This is a genomic window from Bradyrhizobium sp. F1.13.3 (assembly GCF_040548265.1).
In the GTDB taxonomy this organism is placed as follows: domain Bacteria; phylum Pseudomonadota; class Alphaproteobacteria; order Rhizobiales; family Xanthobacteraceae; genus Bradyrhizobium.
On record NZ_JBEPRI010000004.1, the window covers coordinates 150311 to 167840 of the forward strand.

At 63.7% G+C, this 17530-nt stretch carries 24 protein-coding genes; 17 read left to right on the forward strand and 7 right to left on the reverse strand.

All coding sequences use genetic code 11. From position 1 onward, the window contains the following. Positions 1-17: 17 nt before the first annotated feature. A complete protein-coding gene (locus ABIB66_RS13000) occupies positions 18-431 on the reverse strand; it encodes a GFA family protein (RefSeq protein WP_354055227.1) in 414 nt (137 codons plus the stop codon). Between the two features lie 110 nt (positions 432-541). Next, the gene (locus ABIB66_RS13005) at positions 542-1039 is read right to left on the reverse strand and encodes a peptide deformylase (RefSeq protein ID WP_354204040.1); all 498 of its coding nucleotides are present in this window, start codon (positions 1037-1039) and stop codon (positions 542-544) included. Positions 1040-1115: 76 nt separating this feature from the next. Here ABIB66_RS13005 and ABIB66_RS13010 point away from each other — a divergent pair, with 76 nt between their 5' ends. From ABIB66_RS13010 to ABIB66_RS13020, 3 genes are all read left to right on the forward strand, one after another. After that, a complete protein-coding gene (locus ABIB66_RS13010; RefSeq protein WP_275167267.1) occupies positions 1116-1700 on the forward strand; it encodes a TetR/AcrR family transcriptional regulator in 585 nt (194 codons plus the stop codon). Positions 1701-1798: 98 nt separating this feature from the next. Then, positions 1799-2377 carry a DUF308 domain-containing protein gene (locus tag ABIB66_RS13015; RefSeq protein WP_275167266.1) on the forward strand — a complete coding sequence of 193 codons (579 nt, stop codon included), beginning with the start codon at positions 1799-1801 and terminating at the stop codon, positions 2375-2377. A gap of 271 nt (positions 2378-2648) precedes the next feature. After that, on the forward strand, positions 2649-3869 hold the full coding sequence (locus ABIB66_RS13020) for an MFS transporter (protein WP_275167265.1): 1221 nt from the start codon (positions 2649-2651) through the stop codon (positions 3867-3869). A 22-nt stretch (positions 3870-3891) separates the two neighbouring features. On the opposite strand, the gene ABIB66_RS13025 is transcribed toward ABIB66_RS13020, so the two are convergent. From ABIB66_RS13025 to ABIB66_RS13035, 3 genes are all read right to left on the reverse strand, one after another. Continuing rightward, positions 3892-4278: an ester cyclase gene (locus ABIB66_RS13025; RefSeq protein ID WP_354204035.1), complete on the reverse strand. Its 387-nt coding sequence runs from the start codon at positions 4276-4278 to the stop codon at positions 3892-3894. 57 nt (positions 4279-4335) lie between these two features. After that, positions 4336-5208 (reverse strand): bifunctional helix-turn-helix transcriptional regulator/GNAT family N-acetyltransferase, encoded by an 873-nt coding sequence (locus ABIB66_RS13030; protein WP_354204033.1) that lies wholly within the window; start codon positions 5206-5208, stop codon positions 4336-4338. Between the two features lie 73 nt (positions 5209-5281). Beyond that, positions 5282-5635, reverse strand: coding sequence for an MmcQ/YjbR family DNA-binding protein (locus ABIB66_RS13035; protein WP_354204031.1), 354 nt, complete (start codon positions 5633-5635; stop codon positions 5282-5284). A gap of 173 nt (positions 5636-5808) precedes the next feature. On the opposite strand from ABIB66_RS13035, the gene ABIB66_RS13040 reads away from it, so the two are divergent. From ABIB66_RS13040 to ABIB66_RS13085, 10 genes are all read left to right on the forward strand, one after another. Next, entirely contained in the window at positions 5809-7473 is a 1665-nt protein-coding gene (locus ABIB66_RS13040) for an acetolactate synthase large subunit (protein WP_354204029.1), read from the forward strand. 180 nt (positions 7474-7653) lie between these two features. After that, positions 7654-8001, forward strand: coding sequence for a Lin0512 family protein (locus tag ABIB66_RS13045; protein ID WP_354254924.1), 348 nt, complete (start codon positions 7654-7656; stop codon positions 7999-8001). A gap of 4 nt (positions 8002-8005) precedes the next feature. Next, complete coding sequence (locus ABIB66_RS13050) at positions 8006-8698, forward strand: GNAT family N-acetyltransferase (RefSeq protein WP_354254925.1); 693 nt, start codon at positions 8006-8008, stop codon at positions 8696-8698. 74 nt (positions 8699-8772) lie between these two features. Further along, positions 8773-9957, forward strand: a complete 1185-nt coding sequence (locus ABIB66_RS13055) for a serine hydrolase domain-containing protein (RefSeq protein ID WP_354204025.1) — start codon at positions 8773-8775, stop codon at positions 9955-9957. A 98-nt stretch (positions 9958-10055) separates the two neighbouring features. Then, on the forward strand, positions 10056-10265 hold the full coding sequence (locus ABIB66_RS13060; protein WP_354204023.1) for a YgaP family membrane protein: 210 nt from the start codon (positions 10056-10058) through the stop codon (positions 10263-10265). Further along, positions 10262-10783, forward strand: a complete 522-nt coding sequence (locus ABIB66_RS13065) for an RNA polymerase sigma factor (RefSeq protein WP_354254926.1) — start codon at positions 10262-10264, stop codon at positions 10781-10783. The genes ABIB66_RS13060 and ABIB66_RS13065 overlap by 4 nt, the downstream gene beginning before the upstream one ends. Positions 10784-10786: 3 nt before the next feature. Continuing rightward, positions 10787-11134: a carboxymuconolactone decarboxylase family protein gene (locus ABIB66_RS13070; protein ID WP_354204019.1), complete on the forward strand. Its 348-nt coding sequence runs from the start codon at positions 10787-10789 to the stop codon at positions 11132-11134. Positions 11135-11168: 34 nt separating this feature from the next. After that, on the forward strand, positions 11169-11834 hold the full coding sequence (locus ABIB66_RS13075) for a DUF429 domain-containing protein (protein ID WP_354204017.1): 666 nt from the start codon (positions 11169-11171) through the stop codon (positions 11832-11834). A 111-nt stretch (positions 11835-11945) separates the two neighbouring features. Beyond that, positions 11946-12089 carry a hypothetical protein gene (locus tag ABIB66_RS13080; protein WP_007609210.1) on the forward strand — a complete coding sequence of 48 codons (144 nt, stop codon included), beginning with the start codon at positions 11946-11948 and terminating at the stop codon, positions 12087-12089. 89 nt (positions 12090-12178) lie between these two features. Next, positions 12179-12883 (forward strand): glutathione S-transferase family protein, encoded by a 705-nt coding sequence (locus tag ABIB66_RS13085; protein WP_275167795.1) that lies wholly within the window; start codon positions 12179-12181, stop codon positions 12881-12883. A gap of 19 nt (positions 12884-12902) precedes the next feature. On the opposite strand, the gene ABIB66_RS13090 is transcribed toward ABIB66_RS13085, so the two are convergent. Then, positions 12903-13274, reverse strand: a complete 372-nt coding sequence (locus ABIB66_RS13090; protein WP_354204015.1) for a tRNA-binding protein — start codon at positions 13272-13274, stop codon at positions 12903-12905. A 105-nt stretch (positions 13275-13379) separates the two neighbouring features. Here ABIB66_RS13090 and ABIB66_RS13095 point away from each other — a divergent pair, with 105 nt between their 5' ends. Continuing rightward, entirely contained in the window at positions 13380-13754 is a 375-nt protein-coding gene (locus tag ABIB66_RS13095; RefSeq protein ID WP_354204013.1) for an ArsC family reductase, read from the forward strand. A gap of 3 nt (positions 13755-13757) precedes the next feature. Here ABIB66_RS13095 and ABIB66_RS13100 read toward each other — a convergent pair whose 3' ends face one another. Next, positions 13758-14441: a PAS domain-containing protein gene (locus tag ABIB66_RS13100; RefSeq protein WP_354204011.1), complete on the reverse strand. Its 684-nt coding sequence runs from the start codon at positions 14439-14441 to the stop codon at positions 13758-13760. 335 nt (positions 14442-14776) lie between these two features. Between ABIB66_RS13100 and ABIB66_RS13105 the strand changes: the two genes are divergently transcribed. The 3 genes from ABIB66_RS13105 to ABIB66_RS13115 are packed head-to-tail and all read left to right on the forward strand — an operon-like array spanning position 14777 to position 17521. Further along, positions 14777-15532: an ABC transporter ATP-binding protein gene (locus ABIB66_RS13105; protein ID WP_018459153.1), complete on the forward strand. Its 756-nt coding sequence runs from the start codon at positions 14777-14779 to the stop codon at positions 15530-15532. Then, positions 15525-16271: an ABC transporter ATP-binding protein gene (locus ABIB66_RS13110; RefSeq protein WP_354055201.1), complete on the forward strand. Its 747-nt coding sequence runs from the start codon at positions 15525-15527 to the stop codon at positions 16269-16271. The genes ABIB66_RS13105 and ABIB66_RS13110 overlap by 8 nt, the downstream gene beginning before the upstream one ends. Positions 16272-16297: 26 nt before the next feature. Next, a complete protein-coding gene (locus tag ABIB66_RS13115) occupies positions 16298-17521 on the forward strand; it encodes an ABC transporter substrate-binding protein (RefSeq protein ID WP_275167247.1) in 1224 nt (407 codons plus the stop codon). Positions 17522-17530 lie beyond the last annotated feature (9 nt).

Consider the following 17530-nt stretch of genomic DNA (forward strand, 5'->3'; position numbering starts at 1 on the left):
GTCCCCCAATCTGCAAATCAGCGCGATCCCGGGTGCCATTCCGGGAGTTTGGAGATCTCGGGATCGAGGTGATCCCAGGCATATCCGCGCGAGCAGAACAGCACGACGGACGGTTTGAACGTGCTGGCATCGTCCAGCGTGCCGACATAGATGCCGATGAACTCCGGCTTCTCGTCCGGCTTGTTGTAGATCGGCGAGCCGCAGTTCGGACAGAACCCCTTGCGCTTGACTGCGCCGCTGTCGGCAATGCGCTCGATTTCGCGCACCTCGCCTGTCACCGAGACTGCGCTGCGCGCGAACACGAAGATTGAGCTGTGGCCACTGCCGGTGTCGCGCTGACAGTCGCTGCACTGACATTGGAAGCCGCGGATCGGCGCGGACGTAATGGTGTAACAAACCGCGCCGCAGGCGCAACGACCTGAATATGTCATTCGTCTCGCTCCCGACGGGGCCGACCGGTCTGATCATATCAGGCTGGTTTGATTTCTCCACATCGAACAGGCGGCGCGATTTCACACAAGTCCGATCTTCGCCGGCGCGCTCACCCGCGCGACATCTTCTCGAACTTCTTCACCAGCCGTTCGCGCTTCAGCCGCGACAGCCGCTGGATCCAGAACATGCCATCGAGCTGGTCGATCTCGTGCTGGTGGCAGACGGCGCGCAAGGCTTCCGACTCCTCGCTGTGCATGTTGCCGTCGATATCCTGATAGCTGATCCGCACGCGGGCGTGGCGTTGCACCTCGTCATTGACACCGGGCATCGAGACGCTGCCTTCACGATGCAGGATCATCTCGGGCGAGGCCCATTCGATCTCCGGATTGACATAGGTCTGCGCGCCCTCCTTGGCGTCGAGCTCAAGCACGACGACGCGCAAGGGCACGCCGATATGCGGCGCCGTGATGCCGATGCCGGGCGCGGCGCGCATCGTATCGAGCAGATCGTTTGCAAGCTCGCGCAGCGTTGCATCGAATGCGGTGACGGGGCGGGCCGGCATCGCGAGGCGGCGGTCGGGATAGCCGACGATCGGGCGGATGGTCATGCAGGCTCCTAGCACTCACGGATGGTTGAAGCATCCTGTTCTTGACGCCCTACCAACTGGAAGGTAGCTTAAGGTCATGACTAATGTTTCCTCGACTGCCGACGACATCCTGGCCTGCGCGCGCAGCTTGATCATCGCGGGCGGCTATAATGGTTTCAGCTACGCCGACGTGGCCGATGTGGTCGGCATCCGCAAGCCAAGCATCCACCACCATTTCGCCAGCAAGGTCGATCTGGTCCGCACCCTCGTGTCGCGCTACCGCGCCGAAGCCGAGGCCGGACTGTCCGCGCTCGAGCGCAATGTCCCTGATCCGCGCGACCAGCTCGAAAACTATGTCGCGTATTGGAAGGCGTGCATCAATGATGCGACGGCGCCGTTCTGCGTCTGCGCGCTGCTGGCGAGCGAGCTCCCGATCTTGCCGGAGGAGGTCGCGCTCGAAGTCCGTGCGCACTTCCGCTCACTGGCTTCCTGGCTGACGGCCGTCATGGAGCGTGGCAAGCGGAAGGGGCAACTCAAGCTCTCCGGCACAGCCCGGGTCGAGGCGGAAGGATTCATGGCGACCATTCACGGCGCGATGCTGTCGGCGCGTGCCTATGGCGATCCAAAAATGTTCGGTGTGATCACCACCCCGTTGCTGGACCGGCTGTCCAACAAGCACTGAGAGACATCAGCGAACGAACGCAGCTCGCAGGTGGGCTGGAGCGAAGTCGGCTTCGCTGCGTGCGAGACTACCAACTAGTAGGTATAGGAGAGACTGCAGTGGCGCAATATCAATTGGATCTGGTTCGTGCCGATCGTGCGCGATGGCTGAAGCAATACTACTTCGTGCGAGCGGCGTTCTCGGTCGCCTGGGTTGCTGCTGCGTTTGCCGCCGGGGCTTCTTCTCCAGTCATCGCCGGCGCCTTGCTGGTCCTCTATCCGGCATGGGACGCCGCGGCCAACTTCGCGGACGCCTTGCGCAGCGGCGGCTTCGATCAGAATCGCACCCAGGTTTTCAACGCTATGGCAAGCGTTGCGGCAACCATCGCGGTCGTCGTCGCCCTCCAGTCGAGCATGAACTGGGTGCTCGGAATCTTCGGGGCGTGGGCGATTGTGTCTGGACTGCTGCAGTTGGGGACGGCCATCCGCCGCTGGCGGAGTTTTGGCGCGCAATGGGCCATGGTGCTCAGCGGTGGCCAGTCGGCGCTTGCAGGCGGCTTCTTCATCGTTCAGGCGACGACGCCTGCGGTTCCCTCGATCGCGACTGTCGCGGGATATGCCGGCGTTGGTGCGCTCTACTTCCTGGTCTCGGCGATCTGGCTCACGGTCGGCGAGTGGCGGCGCAGCGAGGCTGTTTGAAGCCTTGCGCTTTGAAGCCTTGCTATAGGATTTGCGGGATGCTGCCATCATGCAGGTGTTTTGCCCGACGAGTCAAACGCCGGTTCCTCGCACCCCAAAGAGCTGCGCTGTAAGTCCTTGATCCCAAAGCGTCCGGCTACTGTGCATGGGGTTGTTTTCGCATTTTTTGTTTGGCAGGTCACAAAAGCGTGCCGCAAAAACTTGCGCCGGGCTGTCGGTCCACCATGTTCCCATTCGTCTTCCACCCAGACAGACCTGACGGGAGACCAAAATGAACTCTTCCTCCTATCGCTGGGTGATCGTCGCCGCGGGCGGCTTGCTCGGCTGCGTCGCCATCGGCGGCATGTTTTCGCTGCCGGTGTTCCTGCAGCCGATCGCAAAGGATACCGGCTGGTCCGTGACCGGCATCTCGAGCGCGATGACGATCGGCTTTCTGGCGATGGCCTGCACCAGCATGGCCTGGGGCACGTTGACGGATCGGTTCGGGCCGCGGCCGGTGGTGCTGACGGGATCCACGGCGCTGACCGTGAGCCTGTTCGCGGCGAGCCATGCCACCTCGCTGTTGGCGTTTCAGTTCGTCTTTGGCCTTCTGGTCGGGGCGTCCTGTGCCGCGATCTTCGCGCCGATGATGGCGACCGTGACCGGCTGGTTCGACACCCATCGCAGCCTTGCGGTCTCGCTGGTTTCGGCCGGCATGGGCATGGCGCCGATGACGATGGCGCCGCTCGCGGCCTGGCTCGTCTCCGGCCACGACTGGCGCACCTCGATGCAGATCGTGGCGCTGGTGGTCGGCGCCATCATGATCCCGGTCTCGTTCCTGGTGCGCCGCCCGCCGGCGCTCGCGCACGCCGCCGTCGCGCCAGCGGGCGAGAGCGCCGTGCAAGGTGAGATGTCGATGGGAGAGGCGCTGCGCTCACCGCAATTCCTGATCCTGCTCGCGACCAACTTCTTCTGCTGCGCCACCCATTCCGGCCCGATCATCCACACCGTCTCCTATGCCGTGAGCTGCGGCATCCCGCTGGTCGCGGCGGTGACGATCTACAGCATCGAGGGCTTTGCCGGCCTCGGCGGACGCATCGCCTTCGGCCTGATGGGTGACCGCTTCGGCGCCAAGCGCGTGCTCGTCTCGGGCCTGCTGCTGCAGGCGTTTGGCGCACTCGCCTATGTCTTCGCGCACCAGCTCACGACATTTTATGCGGTCGGGGCCGTCTTCGGTTTCATCTATGCCGGCACCATGCCGCTATACGCGGTGCTGATCCGCGAAAACTTTCCGCTCAAGATGATGGGGACGGTGATCGGCGGCACCGCGATGGCCGGCAGTCTCGGCATGGCCACGGGCCCGCTCGCCGGCGGCCTGATCTACGATGCGTTCTCGAGCTACGTCTGGCTCTATATCGCCTCCTGGGCGATGGGTCTCGGCGCCTTCCTGATGGCGATGAATTTCAAGCCGTTCCCGAAGCCGCGAGCGGAGTTGGCGCCGGCGGCGGCGTAAGCAGGTTCATCGAGGCGTAGCGCTAGAGCTGCGCCTCGATCGCGGGCTTGTCGACGATGGACCACACCTGCCGTATTTTTCCGTCGCGAAATTGATAGAACACGTTTTCGCAGAATGACACGCGCTTACCGTTCACATCGAGCCCCAGAAACTTTCCAGCCGGCGTGCAATCGAACGTCAGCCGGGACGCGATGTGGGGCGGATCGCAGACCAGCAGCTCGATGTTGAAATGCAGATCCGGAATTGAGCGAAAATCCTGCTCCAGCATGGCTCGATAGCCGGACAGTCCGAACGGTCGCGCATTGTGGACGACGTCATCGTGGACGACCTGTCCGAGCGCGGGCCAATCCTGCCGGTTCAGGCAGGCGATGTAGTTGCGGTAGATGTCGGCGAGATCGGACCTGGTCATGGAGTTGCTCCTGCGGCTTCGGCCATAACGCGGCAACAGGGCGATCGGCGCCCGCGCTCACAGACGTTTTTCGAAGAACAGGTCCGGGTAGGGATCGTCATTGAAGCGGGGTATCTCGCTCCAGCCGCTTCGCCGGTAGAGCTGGCCGGCCTCCGCCAGCGCGCTGTTGGTGTCGAGCCGCAGCAGCTTGATGCCGAGCCCGCGCGCGGCATCCTCGGTCGCGTCCATCAGGCGCCGGCCGAGCCGCAATCCGCGCGCCGCCGGTGCGACCCACAGCCGCTTGATCTCGGCATAGCCGTGATCCGTGCCCTTCAGCCCGACGCAGCCGGCCGGCAGCGTGTCCGACATCGCCACGATGAAGGTGCCGCGCGGGCGGCGCATGTCCTTGGCGTCAGGATCGCGCGACAGGGAGACGTCGAACCCCTGCTTGAAGCGGCGGCCGAGCTCGCCATAATATTCGCCGAGACAATAACGGGCCTGTTCGCTGCGCGGATCCATCTCCTCCAGCGCGACGCGCTCGCGCGTCAATGCGGAAGCAATCAAATCCATCGCCGCCAGCAGCGCCTCGCGTTGCGAATGTTGTGCGAGGAAGCCCTCGGCCTGCGTGTTCGACAGCGCCTCATAGGCGGCGAACTCGCGCCGGCCCGCACGCGTCAACGATACCACGCGGCGGCGGGCATCGTCGTCATGCGCGTTGGTCTCGACCAGCCCTTCATCCTCGAGGCTGCGGAGCAGACGGCTCATCAGGCCGGAATCGAGTGCCAGATAGTCGCGGATCTCGGCCACGTCCGAACGTCCATGCCCGATCGAGTTGAGCACGCGCGCCGCCCCCAATGGCCGTCCGCGTCCCAGGAACGACGTGTCGAGCGCGCCGACAGCGGACGTGACGGCGCGGTTGAAGCGGCGGACGCGGGAAACAGGGTCGAGCATGATGTCTGACTTTAGTCAGGCATATCATCGGAGTCAATCTGTGCAAGGCTTTCGCTTCAGCTGCGGCTGCGCTTCAGTCGAGGCCCAGCGCCTTGCGGGACTTCCGCGTGAGTTTCGCCGCGATCAGCGCGTGCGCCTGCGCCAGATAGCCCGTGAGCTCGGCGTCCGGCAGTGCGTTGTTGCCGACGAGCTGCACCCATCTGGCGCGCGCTAGATACGGCGCCGGCCGCGCGAGGCCGTGCTCGATCAGCATGGCATAGGCCATGTTCGAGACCTTGAACATGTAGCCGCCGGAGCGCGCGGCAAAGCCGCCGCCGAGTGCGAACATCTTGCCGCCGACCTTGAACACGGAGGTGCCCTCCCACTGCACCACCTTGGTGACGGCGGGCAGGCGCAGGCAGCGGGTTTCGAAAGTTTTGGGAGTCATCGCCTGAGCGATAGCACAGCGCATGGGGCTTGCAAGGACACGAAGGGACGAGCTTGTCGCCACGGGGATGATGCAGCTGCGCGCCTCTTTGTGAGTTGTGCCCGCGCCGCGGACCGTTACCATGCACCGGCTGCCGTGGAACACGGGAGCCGACATTGTGACCGGGAGGCGACATGAGTGGGCAGGAACGCAAAGCAAAAGGATCCGACCTGTTTGTCGCCGCGTTGGAGAACGAAGGTGTCGACCGCATCTTCGGCGTGCCCGGCGAGGAGAATCTCGATCTGGTGGAATCGCTCCGCACCTCCAAAATCGAACTGATCCTGACCCGTCACGAGCAGGCCGCCGCCTTCATGGCCGCGACGCACGGACGGCTGACCGGCAAGCCCGGAGTATGTCTTTCGACGCTCGGCCCGGGCGCTCTCAATCTGTCGACGGGCGCGGCGTATGCGCATCTTGGCGCGATGCCGATGATTTTGATCACCGGCCAGAAGCCGATCATGAGCAGCCGGCAGGCGCGTTTCCAGATCGTCGATGTGGTCGCCACCATGAAGCCGCTGACGAAACTGTCACGGCAGATCATCAGCGCCTCCAGCATCCCGACCGTGGTCCGCGAGGCGTTTCGCGTGGCGATGGAGGAGCGACCGGGGCCGGTGCATCTCGAACTGCCTGAGGACATCGCAGGCGATGAAGTGCCTGATGTCCCGATAATCCCGGTTCATCCGATCGAGATCCCGGTCGCCCATCGCGCCGCGCTCGACCGCGCCGCCGAGATGATTTTGGCCGCGAAGCACCCGCTGGTGATGATGGGCGCCGCGACCAGCCGGCCGCGCGCGACCCACGGCATCGCCAGCTTCGTGCGGCGGACCGGCATTCCCTTCTTCACCACGCAGATGGGGAAGGGCACGGTGCCCGGCGGCACCAATCTCTACATGGGCACCGCCGCGCTGTCCGAGCGCGACTACGTTCATGACGCGATCGACGCCGCCGATCTGATCGTCGCGATCGGCCACGACCCGATCGAGAAGCCGCCCTTCATCATGGGGCCGTCGGGCCCGAAGGTGATTCACGTCAGCTACACGCCGGCCAGCGTCGAGCTGGTCTACTTCCCCGATGCGGAAGTCGTCGGTGACGTCGGCCCGAGCCTGGAGCTGCTCGCCGACCGGCTCGAAGGCAAGCTGCCGCTAGCCGCCGCGCTGCTGCCACTGCGCGAAAAGATTCTCGCGCAGATCGCCGACCGCGCCACCGAAGCGCGCTGGCCGCCGACGCCGCAACGCATCGTGCACGATATCCGGCAGGTCATTCCGGAGAACGGCATCGTCGCGCTCGACAACGGCATGTACAAGATCTGGTTCGCGCGCAACTACCGGACCCGCGTCGCCAACACGCTGCTGCTCGACAATGCGCTGGCGACGATGGGCGCCGGCCTGCCGTCGGCGATGATGGCCGCGATGCTGTATCCGGAGCGCCGCGTGCTCGCGGTCGCCGGCGACGGCGGCTTCATGATGAACAGCCAGGAGATGGAGACCGCCGTCCGCCTCAAGCTCAATCTGGTCGTCCTGGTGCTCGAGGACAACGCCTACGGCATGATCCGCTGGAAACAGGCCGTCGATCACTTCGCCGATTTCGGCATGACCTTTGGCAATCCCGATTTCGTCCTGTACGCGAAGGCCTATGGGGCGAAGGGACATCGCATCGAGAGCATCGACAGTTTTGGCCCGACGCTGGATGCCGCCTTCAAGGAGGGCGGCGTGCATCTGGTGGTGATTCCGATCGATTATTCGGAGAATGTGCGGGTGCTCGTGGAGGAGCTGCGGGGGCGGGAGAAGTCGAAGGCGTGATGTGCTCATCACTCAAGCCACACCGTCATTGCGAGCGTAGCGAAGCAATCCAGAGTGCTTCCGCAGGGGCAGTCTGGATTGCTTCCTCGCTTCGCTCCTCGCAATGACGGAGTATGACGATCAACCAAAATGCGATAACAACTTGCATCAACCCAATCTAATCAATCACAGGACAAAGACATGGCTCGCGTTCGCTGTATCACCGAGATGGGCATGGGTGTCGACGTCCATGGCAGGGACGCCACCAAGGCGGCGAAGCGTGCCGTCTACGATGCCATCAGGCATTCGAGCCTCGGCTTCTTCCGGATGATCGACAAGACTGCGAACGACATGTTCGTAGACGTCACGATTGCGGTGCCGAATCCCGAAGCCGTCGACAAGGACGCGGTCGCGAAGGAGCTGCCTTACGGCACGGTCACCGTCAACGCGGTGAAGGGCGGGCTGGAAATTCCCTCAGCCCCGGAACAGGGCAACGACCCCATCCTCATCGCCAATGCCGCCGTCATCGTCAGCTTCGAAAAGGACTAGGCCGGTGTCCAACGGTGACGTGACGCTGCTGGATCGCCCGATCTGGAGCGCGCTGACGACCAGCCACAAACATCTGGCCGAAGGTGGCCCGCGAGCGTTGCGCTATCCGGTGGACGTGACGCCCTTTGCCGACATGGTCGACATGTCCGAGGCGAGCTTTGCCGCGCTCCGTGATCTCCTGTCGGGCTCACAGGTCGCCGCACTGTTCACACCGGAGGCCGTCGATGTTCCCGCAGGTTTCAAAGTCGTGCTGGCCGGTCCCTGCGAGCAGATGATCGGTGCTCCGGCCGACAGTCCGCTTCGCGATGCCGAGATCGTCCAGCTGGGTGCGGCCGACGTTCCCGCCATGATGGCATTGACGGAGTTGACGAAGCCCGGTCCATTCGCCCGGCGCACGCACGAGCTCGGAACGTTTCTCGGCATGCGCGCCGGCGGCGAATTGGTCGCGATGGCCGGCGAGCGAATGAGGCCCGGCAATTTCGTCGAGATGACGGCTGTCTGCGTCCACCCCGACCATCGCGGGCGGGGCTACGCGCAGGCGCTGCTGGCGGCGGTCGCGCGCCAGATCGAGGCGCGCGGCGAAATTCCGTTCCTGCACGTGTTCTCGAGCAACTCATCGGCCATCGCGCTGTATCAGCGGCAGGGGATGTGGATTCGGCGCAGCCTGCACGTGACTGCGTTCATGAAGCAGGAATGAGCTGCGCCGTCCGGACAGGCTTCTCATCTGGCGAATTCACGCTATATCGATCCCGGCCATCATTAGGGAAACACATGGACGCCAGAACACCTGATTTTTCCGCCGCGCGGACAGCAATGCAGCGTTACGTCGATCAGGAGATCATTCCGGGTGCGTCCTGGGCGGTGCTGCGGGGCCGCGAGGTCGTCGATCAGCAGTGCATCGGTTTCGCCGATCGCGAGGCCAGCACCGCGCTGCGGCCCGATCACATTTTTCGCGCGTTCTCCAATACCAAGATCTTCGTCACCTGCGCGATCATGCTGCTGGTCGAGGACGGCCGGATCGGGCTCGATGACGTTGTCGCGAAATTCCTGCCGCAACTCGGCAATCGCAAGGTTCTGAAGCCGGGTGCTTTGAGCCTTGCCGACGTCGAGCCGGCGAAGAGCCCGATCACGATCCGGCAGCTTCTGACCCACACCTCCGGCCTCAGCTACGGCATCTTCGATCCCGGTACGGTGGTGTTCAAAGGCTATAACGAGGCGCGCGTTCTCAATCCGTTGACGCCGCTGGCCGCCATGATCGACCAGCTCGCCGATCTGCCGCTGTCCTTTCATCCGGGCGCGTCCTGGGAATACTCGGTGGCGACCGACGTGCTCGGGCGTGTCGTGGAGGTCGTCTCCGGCAAGCCGCTCGACGCCGTCCTCAAGGCGCGCATCTTCGATCCGCTTGGCATGGCCGACACCGGCTTCCACGTGCCGGACGCGCAGCAGGGCAGGCTGGTCGCGCTCTACAACGGCACGGATGTGCTCGATCCCATGAAGCCAGGCCTCACCCGGGCCGACGACCTGCCTTATCCGCAGGCCTATCGGCGGCAATTCCCGCGGCTGTCGGGCGGCGGCGGACTGGTCTCGACCTTGCCCGACATGCTCGCTTTGATACGGGCGCTGCTCCCCGGCTCGGATGCGCTACTGAAGCCGGAGACGCTGCGGCAGATGATGACGAACCAGCTGCCCGCCGGCGAGAACATCCGCTTCGCCAATCTCGGCCCGATCCCCGGCAAGGGCTTTGGCCTCGGCGGCGCCGTCACCTTCGCGCCGATGCCGTTCGATCCTCCCAACTCGACCGGCGAATTCCAGTGGGGCGGCCTTGCCGGCACCCATTGGTGGATCTGCCCGCAGGCCAATACCGCCGGTGTGCTGATGGCGCAGCGCTACATGGGCTTCTGGAATCCATTCTTCTTCGAATTCAAGCGTCTGGCCTATCAGGCCGTCGGAGGCTGATCGCGAAGAAAATTGCACGTCGCCGCGAATCCTTTCTGATCGTCGCGCCCTCTCTTGACGGCCGAGGCATTTTGCTTCGGCTTATGTCGGAGGATGTGATGGCATTTTACAGGAAGAACATCGGCGGCCTGCACCAGGCCGTGCGGATCGCCTTGGGCGTCGCGGTGGCCGCCGCGGCATTCGTCTATCTGACCGGCGCCGCGGCGTGGCTGGTGGCGCTCGGCGGCGGCGGCTTCGCGCTGACCGGCCTCGTCGGCTATTGTCCGATGTGCGCGATGGCCGGCATCGGAAGGGGAGGCGTGTCGTGAGCGCCACTGTGATCTCGCCGGACCTGTTCGAGGCCGCGCGCCTCGGCGATCCCCAGGCGATCGCGTCTCTGCTCGAGACGGCGCAGCCGAACATCCGCCGCTACGCCCGGGCCGCCTGTCGCAGTTCGGCGGATGCCGAGGATGCGACGCAGGAGGTGCTGTGGATCCTGTTTCGCCATGTCGGCACGATCCGCTCATGGCTGGCGTTTTCGGCCTGGTTGTTCAGTGTTGTCCGCCGCGAATGCCTGCGGCTCGCCCGTAAGGCAGGCCTCGCGCCGGCGATCGAAGACGCAGAGGCGGAGGCGCTGTTGCTGTCGCGTCCTGAAGCCGATTTGCGGCTCGACGTCGCAGCGGCCTTCGAGGCGCTGCCGTCGCACTACCGCGATGTCGCGCTGATGCGCGATGTCAAGGAAATGACCATCGACGAGATTGCCGTCGCACTCGGCGCGACCCGGCAGACCGTGAAGGCCCGCCTGCATCGCGCCCGCGCGCTGATGCGCGAATATCTGACGAGATGAGCCATGACCTGTTATCAAAGCCCTGACGATCTGAAATCCATCCCGGCCTTCGTGGCGCTGGCGCCGGTAGAGGCCAACGCGTTTCTTGCGTTCAACCACGCGGTCGAGCGGACGGACGGATTGATTCCGCCAAAATATCGCGAGCTGATCTCGCTCGCTGTCGCGCTCACCACGCAGTGCGCCTATTGCCTCGACGTGCACACGGCGCAAGCGGCGAAGGCCGGTGCAACGCGCGAAGAAATCGCGGAAGCCGCGCTGATCGCGGCGCCGGTTCGCGCCGGCGGCACGCTCGGCCATGCGTTGCTGGCGCAGCGCCTGTTCGAGCGGCATCGGGGCGAGGAACTGGGATAGAGGAGCGGGCGGATGCCCGTCAGGGATCAGGAGCTTGCCAAACTATCTCGGCCTCGATGGATTCCGCTTCGGCTGGGTCGCCGCCTGGATCAACGAGCGCGGCGATCACGGCTTCGATTATTCGCCGGGTCTCGCGCGGCTGCTCGCGCTGCCGCATGCGCGCGCGATGATCGACATGCCGGTCGGCTTGAAGCCGAGCGGCTATCGCATCTGCGATTTGCGCGCGCGCGAGCTGGTCGGTCCCGCCGTGTTTCTCGGCGCGCGCCGTGACCTCTGGACATTCGCCGATATGCCGGCAGCCAATCGCCACTACTGGGAGCGCGAGGGCAAGGGCAGGGGCGTGTCGGCGCAGCTCTGGAACATCAGGGACAAGATCAGGGAGGTCGACGAGATCATGACGCCGACGCGGCAGGCGACCTTCGGCGAAGCGCATCCGGAATTGATTTTCTGGAATCTGGCTGAGCAGGTCCGGCTTGCAAAGAAGACATCGGCGGAGGGCCGCGAGCAGCGTATCGCGCTCCTGGAGCAGCGCGGCTTCGCGCGCTTGCCAAAATGGCTGATTCAGCGACATGGCACCGGCATCGGCCGTGACGATCTCATCGATGCCTGTGCCTGCGCCGTCGCAGCGCGCGACAGCACGCAATGTGTCGGAGGGGAGGAGGCCGATCCGCGGGGCTTGCGGATGGAGATCAATTATTGAGGCCGTCTGTGTGGCGGTTCGGGAAAAAGCTGCAATTTATTTGAAGCTTGCAGGAACTGACGACGGCCGGCCCGCGTTCCCCTGCGAACCGACCAGGGAGAAGCTCGTCCGATGAGGGATGCCAGTCAATTCGCGACCGCGATGCTTGCGCTCGTCTTCACCGGAGCACTGCTCGTCACCGGCCAGCTCTTCATCGAGCAACGCGCACAGCGCGATGTGATGCACGCCACCAACCATTTGCTGCGGCCGTTGTGACCTGCGCGGGAAAATGATCTGACCACTCGACCTTGCGTCGTTCGCTCGCCTAGACTAGGCGGCATCTCGTGAACGAAGCCGGGGTCCTGATGTCCGATCTGTCCGCCTTTCCCATCACCAAGCGCTGGCCGGCCAAGCACCCGGAGCTGCTCCAGCTCTATTCGCTGCCGACGCCGAACGGCGTCAAGGTCTCGATCATGCTGGAAGAGATCGGGCTTCCCTACGAAGTCCATCTCGTCGATTTCGGCAAGGACGACCAGAAGACGCCGGAATTCCTCTCGCTCAATCCGAACGGCAAGATCCCGGCGATCCTCGATCCCGATGGTCCCGGCGGCAGGCCGCTGCCGCTGTTCGAATCCGGGGCGATCCTGCAATACCTCGCGGAGAAGACCGGCAAGCTGCTGCCGCAGGATGCCGCGCGCCGTTACCAGACCATCCAGTGGCTGCATTTCCAGATGGGCGGCATCGGGCCGATGTTCGGCCAGGTCGGCTTTTTCCACAAATTCGCCGGCAAGGATTTCGAGGACAAGCGGCCGCTCGAGCGCTACGTGGGCGAGGCCAAGCGGCTGCTCGGGGTGATGGAGATGCATCTTGCCGGCCGGCAATGGTTCATGGACGACGATTACACCATCGCCGACATCTCCATGCTCGGCTGGGTGCGCAACCTCATCGGTTTCTACGGCGCAGGCGATCTCGTCGAGTTCAGCCAGTTCCAATCCGTCGCTGCCTGGCTCGAACGCGGGCTTGCGCGTCCGGCGGTCGAGCGCGGGCTGAACATTCCGAAGCGGCCGTGAGGCTCGAAGCGGCTTGAGGCTAGAACAGCCGTCCGCCGTTTGGCACCGGCTTGCTCGGCTGCACCAGCACGACCTTGCCTTCGGCATCGGGGAAACCGAGGGTCAGCACCTCCGAGACAACAGGGCCGATCTGGCGCGGCGGGAAATTCACGACCGCAGCTACCTGTTGGCCCACCAGCGTTTCAAGCGGATGATTTTCGGTGATCTGGGCCGAGCTCTTGCGGACGCCGATCGAGGGACCGAAGTCGATCCACAGCCGCCAGGCCGGCTTGCGCGCTTCCGGGAACGGCTTTGCATCGATGATGGTGCCGACACGGATATCGACCGCGAGGAAGGCGTTGAAGTCGATGGTCGGCGACGCGGTCGCGGCTGGATCGTGGGTGACGTGCATGGAGTGTCCGTTCGGAGAGCTGGCGTCGTTCGCAATATTGTCGCGCGAACCGGAGTTGCGTACAACGCCGAAGCATCACGATATGACGCACGCGCGAGGACTGTCTTGCCCAACATCATCTACGGCATCAAGAACTGCGACACCATGAAGAAGGCGCGCGCCTGGCTCGACACCCATGGCGTCGCCTACGCGTTTCACGACTACAAGACGGCGGGCGTGGAGAAGGACAAGCTCAAGCAGTGGAGCGACAAGGTCGGTTGGGAGACGCTGCTCAACCGCGCCGGGACGACCTTCAAGAAGCTGCCCGATGCCGACAAGGAAGGCCTCTCCGAGAAAAAGGCGCTGGCGTTGATGCTAGCGCAACCATCGATGATCAAGCGGCCGGTGCTTGAAGTTGGCGGCAAGCTGCTGGTCGGCTTCAAGCCGGAGATCTATGCCAAGGAAGTCACGACCAAGGAAGCCGCCGTCAAATCGCGCTGAGCGCTAGTTCAGCTCGATGATCTCGGTGGGAACACCGGAGCCCTGCTGGTCCGCGAACTCGATCGGCTCGGCGGGCGCGATGCGGCCGGGGGGGCGATGGAACAGGTCGCGGTCGATCACCGCGCGCAATCTCGGGCGCGGCAGCGCGTCATTTCCGCGCATCAGATTCTTGATCTCGAAGCCGCCGTCCTCGCAGAACGTCTTGAGCGATGCGATGATGTGACAGACCTTGCCGTCGGTCTGGAAAGGCAGCAGCAGGCGCTCATAGGCGACGATACGGCCGTAGATGTCATCGACGTCGGCAACGCTGTAGACAGGCAGCCCGCGCGCCACGCATTCATGATAGACCGGCATCACCAAAGGCACGAGACGCGGCCCGATATACTCGTCGAGCAGAACGCCCTTGCCGGTGTGCCCATAGGCGCGAGAGATTCTCGTACCTTCGCTCTGGATGGTCAGACGCGGCGTCGGCGTCGACGCATCCACCGTATAATAGATCAGATCGGAGAGCTCTTCCTCGAGCCGCGCAGGCTGGTACTCCCAGATCGCCGGGGCCGTCTGCTGGCGCGCATAGAGCCGCAGCCACGTGTTCAGGAGATCACGCTGCCTGATCGACTTGACCACGGAAGGAGCCGCGCTTGCAAAATCCAAGACAATATTCCCGGCGAATAGAAATTCCGGACGCATGAAACCCGCGCATGATCCTCGCTGCGGGAAAATTTTCTATGAAGGCTGGCGCAGGGAACGAAAGACCGTTAACGACGGCTTGATGACCGGCGCTTTGCGAACCGGGAGGCCGGGCAGGCGCGACATCAAAACACGTCCGACTAAGGGAGCATAAGTCTCCCGGCCGGAGGCCTGACCTGCTCAGCTTTCCGCCTTGCCTAACCCCCGTCACCTCCGGCATATTCCGCGCCCGGAGGCGGCGTTCCGGATGGGCTCCAAGGAGTGGCTCCAAGGCCTCCGGAAAGCCGAAGCAACAAGGATAGCCACGCGCGTTGTGCGGGCAGGGGGAAAACTGTTTGGCCGATGAGTTCATTCTCGAAACGGAAGGCTTGACCAAGGAGTTCGCGGGCTTCTTCGCCGTCCGCGACGTTGCGCTCAAGGTTCGCCGTGGGAGCATTCACGCGTTGATCGGCCCGAACGGCGCCGGCAAGACGACGTGCTTCAATCTTTTGACCAAGTTCCTCAAACCGTCTGCCGGAAAAATCCTGTACAAGGGACAGGACATCACCGCGATGGCGCCCGCCGACGTGGCCCGCCTGGGGCTGGTTCGCTCGTTCCAGATCTCGGCGGTATTTCCCCATCTCACCGCGCTGGAAAACGTCCGCGTCGCGCTTCAGCGCCAGCACGGTAGCTCGTTCGATTTCTGGCGCTCCAAATCCGTGCTCAACCAATTCAACGATCGCGCGCGCGAGCTGTTGAACGATGTCGGCCTCAGCGAGTTTTCCAATACGCCCGCGGTCGAGATGCCCTACGGGCGCAAGCGCGCACTGGAGATCGCAACCACGCTCGCGCTCGACCCAGAGATGATGCTGCTGGACGAGCCGATGGCCGGCATGGGCCACGAGGACATCGACAAGATCGCGGCGCTGATCAAGCGCATCTCCGCGAAATATACCATCCTGATGGTCGAGCATAATCTGAGCGTCGTGGCCAATCTCTCCGACATCATCACCGTGTTGACGCGCGGGCAGGTGCTGGCGCAGGGCCATTACAGCGAGCTCACCAAGGACGAACGCGTCAAGGAAGCCTATCTCGGAGCCGGTCATGGCTGAGACTGCATCGGCGGAAGCTCCCGCAAAGGCCGCGAGCGGCGGCAACCTCCTCCAGGTCCGCAACCTCGAAGCCTGGTACGGCGAGTCCCACATCCTGCACGGGATCAACTTCGACGTGAACGCGGGTGAGGTCGTCACCCTGCTCGGGCGCAACGGCGCCGGCAAGACCACCACGCTGAAGTCGATCATGGGCATCATCGGCAAGCGCACCGGCTCGGTGAAGTTCAACAACCAGGACATCATCCGCACGAGCTCGGACAAGATCGCGCGGATGGGAATCGCATTCTGCCCGGAAGAGCGGGGAATTTTCGCCAGTCTCGATGTCCGGGAGAACCTGCTGTTGCCACCGGTGGTGCGCCCCGGCGGATTGCCGCTCGAGCAGATATTCGATCTGTTTCCGAACCTGAAGGAACGGCTCAACAGCCAGGGAACCAAACTCTCCGGCGGCGAGCAGCAGATGCTCGCGATCGCGCGCATCCTGCGCACCGGCGCGAACTTCCTGATGCTGGACGAGCCGACCGAGGGTCTCGCGCCCGTCATCATCCAGCAGATCGGCCACACCATTGCGCGGCTCAAGAAGGAGGGTTTTACGATCCTCCTGGTCGAGCAGAACTTCCGTTTCGCATCCACCGTCGCCGACCGCTATTACGTGGTCGAGCACGGCAAGATCATCGACGGATTTGCCAATGCGGAGCTTGCCGCCAACATGGACAAGCTCCACACCTATCTCGGCGTCTAGAACAATAAGATTCACAGGGAAGTAGCATGATCACAAAGTCGATTGCGTCGTTTCTGCTCGGCACGGCGCTGGCCGTGACTGCCACCGGTGCAGCCTTCGCGCAGGACAAGACCGTCAAGATCGGCGCGCTGTCCGATCAGTCCGGGCTCTATGCCGACCTCGGCGGACCCGGCTCGACGCTCGCCGCGCAGCTGGCCATTGAAGATTCCGGCCTGGTCGCGAAGGGCTGGAAGATAGATATCATCTCGGGTGATCACCAGAACAAGCCCGACATCGGCACCGCGATCGCGCGGCAGTGGTTCGACGTCGACAAGGTCGACCTCATCGTCGACGTGCCGAATTCCGGCGTGGCGCTTGCGGTCAACAATGTCATCAAGGAAAAGAACGGCGTCTATATCAACTCGGGCGCGGCGACCTCGGATTTGACCAACGCGCAGTGCTCGCCCAACACGGTGCACTGGACCTACGACACCTACATGCTGGCCCACACCACCGGCCAGGCGCTGGTGAAGGCCGGCGGCGACACCTGGTTCTTCCTGACCGCGGACTACGCCTTCGGCGCGGCGCTGGAGCGCGACACCACCGCTGTCGTTACCGCAAATGGCGGCAAGGTGGTCGGCGGCGTCAAGCACCCGCTGAACACGCCGGACTTCTCGTCCTTCCTGCTCCAGGCGCAGGCCTCCAAGGCCAAGATCATCGGCCTTGCCAATGCCGGCGGCGACACCACCAACACGATCAAGCAGGCGGCTGAATTCGGCATCGTCAAGGGCGGCCAGAAGCTCGCGGCGCTGCTGCTGTTCCTCACCGACGTGAAGGCGATCGGCCTCGAGACCGCACAGGGCCTCAACTTCACCGAGACCTTCTACTGGGACATGAACGACCAGACCCGTGCGTTCTCTAAACGCTTCGCCGAGAAGATGAAGAACAACGCGCCGCCGACCATGGTGCAGGCCGGGGTCTATGCCGGCGTGCGTCACTATTTCAAGGCCCTGGAAGCGCTCGGCGGCAACCCGCATGACGGCGCCAAGGTCGTCGAGAAGATGAAGTCGATGCCGACGGAAGACGATCTGTTCGGCAAGGGCGAGATCCAGCCCAACGGCCGCACTATCCACAATGCCTATCTGTTCGAGGTGAAGAAGCCCTCCGAGTCCAAGGGACCGTGGGACTTCTACAAGCTGGTCGGCACGGTGCCGGGCGACCAGGCCTTCACGCCGCTGTCCGAGAGCAAGTGCGCTCTCTTGAAGAAGTAAGATAACCGC

What these genes read in the sequence shown, in the direction of transcription:
- ABIB66_RS13080 (WP_007609210.1), top strand. Translation starts at nt 11,946, where the DNA reads ATGAGGGATGCCAGTCAATTCGCGACCGCGATGCTTGCGCTCGTCTTC.
- ABIB66_RS13115 (WP_275167247.1), top strand. Translation starts at nt 16,298, where the DNA reads ATGATCACAAAGTCGATTGCGTCGTTTCTGCTCGGCACGGCGCTGGCC.
- ABIB66_RS13005 (WP_354204040.1), bottom strand. Translation starts at nt 1,039, where the DNA reads ATGACCATCCGCCCGATCGTCGGCTATCCCGACCGCCGCCTCGCGATG.
- ABIB66_RS13030 (WP_354204033.1), bottom strand. Translation starts at nt 5,208, where the DNA reads ATGCTCGACCCTGTTTCCCGCGTCCGCCGCTTCAACCGCGCCGTCACG.
- ABIB66_RS13045 (WP_354254924.1), top strand. Translation starts at nt 7,654, where the DNA reads ATGGCTCGCGTTCGCTGTATCACCGAGATGGGCATGGGTGTCGACGTC.
- ABIB66_RS13055 (WP_354204025.1), top strand. Translation starts at nt 8,773, where the DNA reads ATGGACGCCAGAACACCTGATTTTTCCGCCGCGCGGACAGCAATGCAG.
- ABIB66_RS13110 (WP_354055201.1), top strand. Translation starts at nt 15,525, where the DNA reads ATGGCTGAGACTGCATCGGCGGAAGCTCCCGCAAAGGCCGCGAGCGGC.
- ABIB66_RS13060 (WP_354204023.1), top strand. Translation starts at nt 10,056, where the DNA reads ATGGCATTTTACAGGAAGAACATCGGCGGCCTGCACCAGGCCGTGCGG.
- ABIB66_RS13000 (WP_354055227.1), bottom strand. Translation starts at nt 431, where the DNA reads ATGACATATTCAGGTCGTTGCGCCTGCGGCGCGGTTTGTTACACCATT.
- ABIB66_RS13085 (WP_275167795.1), top strand. Translation starts at nt 12,179, where the DNA reads ATGTCCGATCTGTCCGCCTTTCCCATCACCAAGCGCTGGCCGGCCAAG.
- ABIB66_RS13020 (WP_275167265.1), top strand. Translation starts at nt 2,649, where the DNA reads ATGAACTCTTCCTCCTATCGCTGGGTGATCGTCGCCGCGGGCGGCTTG.
- ABIB66_RS13100 (WP_354204011.1), bottom strand. Translation starts at nt 14,441, where the DNA reads ATGCGTCCGGAATTTCTATTCGCCGGGAATATTGTCTTGGATTTTGCA.
- ABIB66_RS13040 (WP_354204029.1), top strand. Translation starts at nt 5,809, where the DNA reads ATGAGTGGGCAGGAACGCAAAGCAAAAGGATCCGACCTGTTTGTCGCC.
- ABIB66_RS13035 (WP_354204031.1), bottom strand. Translation starts at nt 5,635, where the DNA reads ATGACTCCCAAAACTTTCGAAACCCGCTGCCTGCGCCTGCCCGCCGTC.
- ABIB66_RS13070 (WP_354204019.1), top strand. Translation starts at nt 10,787, where the DNA reads ATGACCTGTTATCAAAGCCCTGACGATCTGAAATCCATCCCGGCCTTC.
- ABIB66_RS13090 (WP_354204015.1), bottom strand. Translation starts at nt 13,274, where the DNA reads ATGCACGTCACCCACGATCCAGCCGCGACCGCGTCGCCGACCATCGAC.
- ABIB66_RS13010 (WP_275167267.1), top strand. Translation starts at nt 1,116, where the DNA reads ATGACTAATGTTTCCTCGACTGCCGACGACATCCTGGCCTGCGCGCGC.
- ABIB66_RS13025 (WP_354204035.1), bottom strand. Translation starts at nt 4,278, where the DNA reads ATGACCAGGTCCGATCTCGCCGACATCTACCGCAACTACATCGCCTGC.